The 5,855-nt window shown below is 38.8% G+C and carries 5 protein-coding genes, 1 tRNA gene and 2 pseudogenes; 2 read left to right on the top strand and 6 right to left on the bottom strand.

The window, feature by feature from the left end; translation table 11 throughout:
• Window positions 1-134: 134 nt before the first annotated feature.
• The 4 genes and pseudogenes from R6U02_RS05490 to R6U02_RS05475 form a co-directional block, all read right to left on the bottom strand.
• Window positions 135-244 (bottom strand) — tRNA-OTHER (locus tag R6U02_RS05490).
• A gap of 49 nt (window positions 245-293) precedes the next feature.
• Window positions 294-1,766, bottom strand: coding sequence for a flotillin family protein (locus tag R6U02_RS05485; protein WP_410262629.1), 1,473 nt, complete (start codon window positions 1,764-1,766; stop codon window positions 294-296).
• Window positions 1,767-1,789: 23 nt separating this feature from the next.
• Window positions 1,790-2,368 (bottom strand): hypothetical protein, encoded by a 579-nt coding sequence (locus R6U02_RS05480; protein ID WP_410262628.1) that lies wholly within the window; start codon window positions 2,366-2,368, stop codon window positions 1,790-1,792.
• Between the two features lie 179 nt (window positions 2,369-2,547).
• Window positions 2,548-3,022 (bottom strand): annotated as a pseudogene (locus R6U02_RS05475) (tyrosine-type recombinase/integrase).
• 747 nt (window positions 3,023-3,769) lie between these two features.
• On the opposite strand from R6U02_RS05475, the gene R6U02_RS05470 reads away from it, so the two are divergent.
• Window positions 3,770-4,171, top strand: coding sequence for a hypothetical protein (locus R6U02_RS05470; RefSeq protein WP_410262627.1), 402 nt, complete (start codon window positions 3,770-3,772; stop codon window positions 4,169-4,171).
• 109 nt (window positions 4,172-4,280) lie between these two features.
• Here the strand turns inward: R6U02_RS05470 and R6U02_RS05465 are convergent.
• Window positions 4,281-4,562 (bottom strand): annotated as a pseudogene (locus tag R6U02_RS05465) (tyrosine-type recombinase/integrase); the annotation flags it as partial.
• Window positions 4,563-4,970: 408 nt separating this feature from the next.
• Here R6U02_RS05465 and R6U02_RS05460 point away from each other — a divergent pair.
• Window positions 4,971-5,135, top strand: a complete 165-nt coding sequence (locus R6U02_RS05460; RefSeq protein ID WP_410262626.1) for a hypothetical protein — start codon at window positions 4,971-4,973, stop codon at window positions 5,133-5,135.
• A gap of 266 nt (window positions 5,136-5,401) precedes the next feature.
• Here R6U02_RS05460 and R6U02_RS05455 read toward each other — a convergent pair.
• Window positions 5,402-5,855, bottom strand: a 454-nt coding sequence (locus R6U02_RS05455; protein WP_410262625.1) for a tyrosine-type recombinase/integrase, incomplete at its 5' end; no start/stop codon positions are given.

Genomic DNA, 5,855 nt, shown 5'->3' with positions numbered 1-5,855 from the left:
CTCACCGGTTTCGGGGTCATATTCCTCGGCAGGGTATTAAGATATAGATGGGATAGGTTCTTTGACAATGAAACCTTTAGCTAAAGATAAATCGAATTCTTCAGTTGTCATGTTGGTTGGCCTCTTATTTAAAATAGGGAATACAGGACTCGAACCTGTATGACTGAGCAGGGAGGTTACCGTTTGGTTTTACCCAATAGGATAATAAGCCTCTCAGATGTCTTACCGATTGCATCAATTCCCTTTGAACACCCGCCACCACGTGACGGGTGTTATTCTGTTTGTCTCCTCTGTTACTGGCTCATTGTTTCTGATGGAACAGACTCTTTTTCCCTTAAATCTTTTAGTGTGCTATTTAATTCTCGTACTTGTCCACCGACGTTTTTTGTGCCGGCATATGATTCGATCAAACCGGTGAGGTCTAAACCGACAGCGTCTTTGAAGGCTTCTTGTGATGAGGCCAGTGTGTTCAAGGCGGTATTGGTTAGAGCTGATGCACCTTGGCCGTTGCCACTGTCGACGATGGTTATTTTGTCGATATTACCCAGTGGTTCAGACACGGCCCGGATCATTTCAGGATATGCTTCGATCATCAAGGTAGCGATGGCTTCTTGTCCGTATTCTTTTAAGGCTTTAGCCAGAGCAGTTTTGCTTTCAGCTTCAGCTTTACCGATTTCACGGATACTTTCAGCTTTCGCCTTACCGTTCAGTTCAATTTCTTTCGCACGCGCTTCAGATTCAGCGATGGCTTTTGATTTATTCGCTTCGGATTCTTGTTCGATGGCATAACGCTCGGCGTCAGCTTTCTTACGAACAGAGGCGTCGTATTCACGTTCTTTCCTGATGGTTTCTTTCTCTTGTAATTCAATTTGTTTTTCCCGCTCGATGATTTGAGAGTTCCCTTGTTCGATGATGACTTGCTTTTTGAGTTTGGCTTTCTCTAACTCATAGGCACTTTCAGCTTGTGCTGTGGCGACATTTTCTTGTCGTTTGTATTCTGCAACACGTAAGCTCTTTTCTTTTTCGGATTCGGCTGTTTCTGTTTGACGTTGTAATTCAGCCTTTTTCGATTGTTGTTCAGCTAAGGCACGTTCAATACGTGTTTCTTTGTCGGCTCTGGCTGACTGAATGTCGGCGTCACGTCTGACTTCGGCGATACGTCCTTGCCCGAGCGAGTCCAAATAGCCGTTTTTATCGGTTACTTCTTTCAGGGTGAAGGAGACGATCGTCAAGCCCATTTTAGCTAGATCGACTGAAGCGACTTTCTGTACATCTTGACTGAATCGATCTCTGTTTTGATAGATCTCTTCAACGGTCAATGAGCCTAAAATCGAACGCAAATGACCCTCTAAGACTTCACGGGCTTCATTTTCTAAGTCTTCGGTGGCTTTGCCGAGGTACTGTTCGGCGGCGGTAGCGATATCTTCGGTGGTTGAGCCGACCTTGATGATAACCGTTCCGTCTGCGGTAACCGGTACGCCTTCTTTGGTGTACACATCAGGTGTACTGACTTTCAATTTAGATGACAACAGGGATAGTTTTTTAGCCGATTGAATGACTGGTAGGACGAATGAGCCACCCCCGCTGACAATTTTCATTTTGTTGTTTGTATGTGGGTCTGTGTAGACGTTTTTGTTCCCGAGTGCCGTTCCACTGATGATGAGTGCGATATCCGGTGAGGCAATGCGGTAACGACTGACCAGTAAAATGATAATGATGAGTGAGATGGTAACGATGCCGATGATTCCAAAAAGAGCTGTATCCATGAATGAGTTCCTGCTTTCATTTTCTATTTTTTGTGTTTGGTGTTCCATGTTGGTTTTTGCTTGTTTGTTGCTTGGATTGCATTGGTATACGGTATGACGTACAAAATAGAATCTTTAACGTCCATGACTAAGATGTTCGTGCCTTGCTCGATAAATGCAATGGGTTCATTACCATTTTCATAAATCTTAGCCATTTTATTGATTTTTGTAAAACCGGTATACACAAGCACTTCTCCCACACCGTCGGCTGTAATCGAAACCGACACCGTACCTTCTTTGCCTTCGAGTTGTCGGATCGATGTGGCGCTTGAATTTTCTGAACGGCTTCGGAAAGGGATAATGACGAAGATATTAAGTAGGACAACGCCGGTCACAACCGTTACGACAATAAATATGAATAGTCCGATTGAGATAGCGGTGTTGCCAGGCATTAGTTCGTTGATCATATAACCAATGAAGACGGCAATCATGAAACTGACGAACAGGTCACTGATATCGAAAAAACCGACAGTGACGATGTCCCGTAGGGGTAACGTAAGTAAGGCCAGGATCAAACAAGTGACGAAAGCGAGTTGCATGTATGTTTGGTTGGATAGAATCACATCAATCAAATTGGGTTCACCCCCTTTCTATTTTTTCATTTCCAAACTGTAATTGCATAACAATCAATTATGACCAGAGGGTTTAAAATTGATTTTTCCGTTTTTTTTTAAGAAGTAGTCAAAGTAAATGTAATCTACTTTTAAAAACCTAATCGGAAATTCAACAATGTTTCGCTGATCTAGTCTTCATTGATGCCAATATAGCGCTTGGTTATTTTCTCGCTGCTGTGACCAAATATTTCCATGAGAGTGGCCACATCTTTGGTTTTCTTATAGTAATGGTAACCCAAACGTCTTCCGCAGCGAGTGCGTGCCGATATCGTCTCTTCCTAGTAGAGTAGCAACCTTTTGAAAAATCTGGTAGACCGTATTGACTTCCAAATGCACACCTTTGTTGCTGAGAAACAAATAATCCTCTGGTTCCAGTTTTTTAGTATCCTCCTGAATCAGATCCTGCAGGCTCCCTAAATATAATATGCGTGTTTTCCCCGTCTTTTGTTCCACGATCCAGAGGTTTTTTGCGGTTAAAATGTTCTTTTTCTATAGTTTGACGATATCTGACATGCGTAATCCGCTGTTAATCCCGATCAAAAACAAAAAAACATCCCGATCAGCGTTCTGATTGCGTCGTAAACAGAATAAAAAGTCGTTTATTTCCTGAGGATTTCGTAAGGGTTGGACGTTGTACGTTTATTTTAAGCGGCTCTCCTTCCACAAAAAAATACATGATTACGTTAGTTATCCTACACAATTAGGTGTTATCGACTCCTAAAGAAAAAGAACCCCTGATTAAAGGTATTCTAGATATACGGTTTTTTGCTGTTCCTTAGCTTGTTAGAGTAAGAATCTAATTTTTAAAGGCTTATTACCTTAAAGATAAAAAGAGACTGTATCAAAAGAAGAAACAGGAATTTGATATATTTTTAAAATTTTCAAATGTAAGTTAAAAACAAATCTTTTTTGTAAATCAAATCTTTTTAATGATACAATAAGTATATATTAAAAAGAGTGTTTATAGCAACACCCAAGAAATTTACAACAATATCATTGATAGTATTAATATCATTAATGTTAATGCCTAAAGTGTATGCTACATTATAAATATAAGAAGAGATTAGGTAAAAACAATACTTATTTACAGTAAGGTTGGGAAGGTAATTACTTTTTACCCGATGCATCAAATACTCCTGAAACGATGTTCTTTAGAACAAGACTATACAACAGGAGTTATTCGGGTTATCTAAGTAGAACTCAAATTACTGATGGTATGTACGTCTGATATGAAAGTTACCTTTACTTGGAGGGAGACGATAGACCGATCCCTACGAAAACATTTATTGATGAAGAGGATGAAAATAACTAAAATCGTTTGATTTTAAGTAAAAGGGAGTATATAAACAAATGAATCAAATAACTAAAAAATTTATTGGCCTTACATTTCTCAGTCTCTCAATTCTGACTGGCTGTGCATCAGAAGAAAGTGCAGAAGTAGAGAGCATTATTGAAGAGCAAGGTGCGTTCAGCTTTGATCTAGGGGATTCTCCTTTATTAACGTTTCAATCTGATGGAATGCAAATAATCAATGCTCATAATATTCCAGGTGATTATCCGTTTCCTTTTGAACCAAACCAGCTATATAAAGAATACGATATAGTACATACAGATGAGACACTTCGTATAGAAGCGGATGACCTAGTCTATGAGCTGGAAATCTTGGGGCCCAGACTTTTCCGTGACAATAAAAATGATTTAGAATTAAGTACACATGTCTATTTGCTAAATGAAGAGGACCAAACGGACTAACTTCAATTTTCTTCTTATAATGTTCATTCTCAATATTATTTTAATACTCATTCAATATGAAACGCGGTCAATAGCTGACTGCGTTTTTTTATTTTACTTTTTTGAAATTTCAAAAACCTAACCTAAAATTCAACAAGGTCTCACTAATCTCGTCTTCATTGATCCCAATATAACGCTTCGTGATTTTCTCACTGCTGTGACCGAATATTTCCATGAGTGTGGCCACGTCTTTCGTTTTCTTATAATAATGGTAACCAAACGTCTTCCGCAGCGTGTGCGTGCCGATATCGTCTCTTCCTAAGAGCTTGGCGACCTTTTGAAACATCTGGTAGACGGTATTCACTTCTAAATGACCCCCTTTGCTGCTGGGGAAGAGATAATCATCTGGATCAGGTTATTCTATAGGTAGAGGTATTAGGGTAAACGTATCAAACTTTCTTGCTATCGTTAGAGGATCATTCCAATTTGACCTTCAGAGAGTAAACGGAGCACCAAATAGTATCACGAGATACTATAATACTCGTGTAGATACATGGAATGTATCTTGGTCAATGGAATACTCAAGAATTATCAAAGAAACAGATTCTGGTGGTACACCAGCAAAAGCTGGTTTTAGAGGTCCGTGGAATGCGACCCCTACAGGTAGTACAACTCTTTATGCCTACATTAATGTTCAAGGTAACAGTAATTTTATAACTAGTAATTTCTAATAGTACAATAAAAATTTAATAGTTGCCTAAGTATGATCAGTATGTAGTATAGTAGGATAAGTTAATTTTTTTTGAAAGAGGGTGTTAATATGAAATCAATTACTTACGGTTTATTAATCATGTTTATAGGGATTGTGCTGATATTTTCTGGTTCACCCGGAGATTCTTTAGGCGTTTTGCTATTTATCGGTGGTACAATTCTTAGCATACAAGGAAGACGAGATAATAATGGAAATAATGATAGTAGACCCTAAACTTTAATATAGTAGAAATCGTTGTTATAGGCATATAAAATATCTTCTGATCAACATCAGTAGTAGGAAATATCAATGTCTTTTTACCTTTAGCTAATTAAACAGAAAATGTTCATAATAAAAATTTTATTTGCTCATCTTAATTACCGAGATGAGCAAATAGTTTAGTAAGTGATAGCCTCGGTAAGGGATCCCTATTGTGCGGGCTATTTATACTTGAAAATTAATTTGAATAATATTTGATAAAAATATTATTCTTTAGGTGTCTAGAATCCCAATCTAAAATTCAACAATGTTTCACTAATTTCATCTTCATTGATCCCAATATAGCGCTTGGTGATTTTCTCACTGCTGTGACCGAATATTTCCATCAGTGTGGCCACGTCTTTCGTTTTCTTGTAATAGTGATAGCCGAACGTCTTCCGAACCGTGTGCGTGGCGATATCGTCTCTGCCTAGTAGAGTAGCGACCTTTTGAAACATCTGGTAGACCGTATTCACTTTTAAATGGCCGCCTTTGCTGCTAGGGAAGAGATAATCGTCCGGGTCCAGGTCTTTGGTGTAGTCCTGAATCAGATCCTGAAGGCTCCCTAAATAGAGTATGCGTGTTTTCCCCGTCTTTTGTTCCACAATTCGGGGGTTTTTTGACGTTAAAATGTCCTGTTTCTTTAATTTAACGATATCGGACATGCGTAAGCCACTGTTAATCCCGATTAAAAAC

This window comes from Alkalibacterium sp., from assembly GCF_046484155.1.
Taxonomy (GTDB): domain Bacteria; phylum Bacillota; class Bacilli; order Lactobacillales; family Carnobacteriaceae_A; genus Alkalibacterium.
This window is presented reverse-complemented; position numbering and strand designations above follow the sequence as displayed.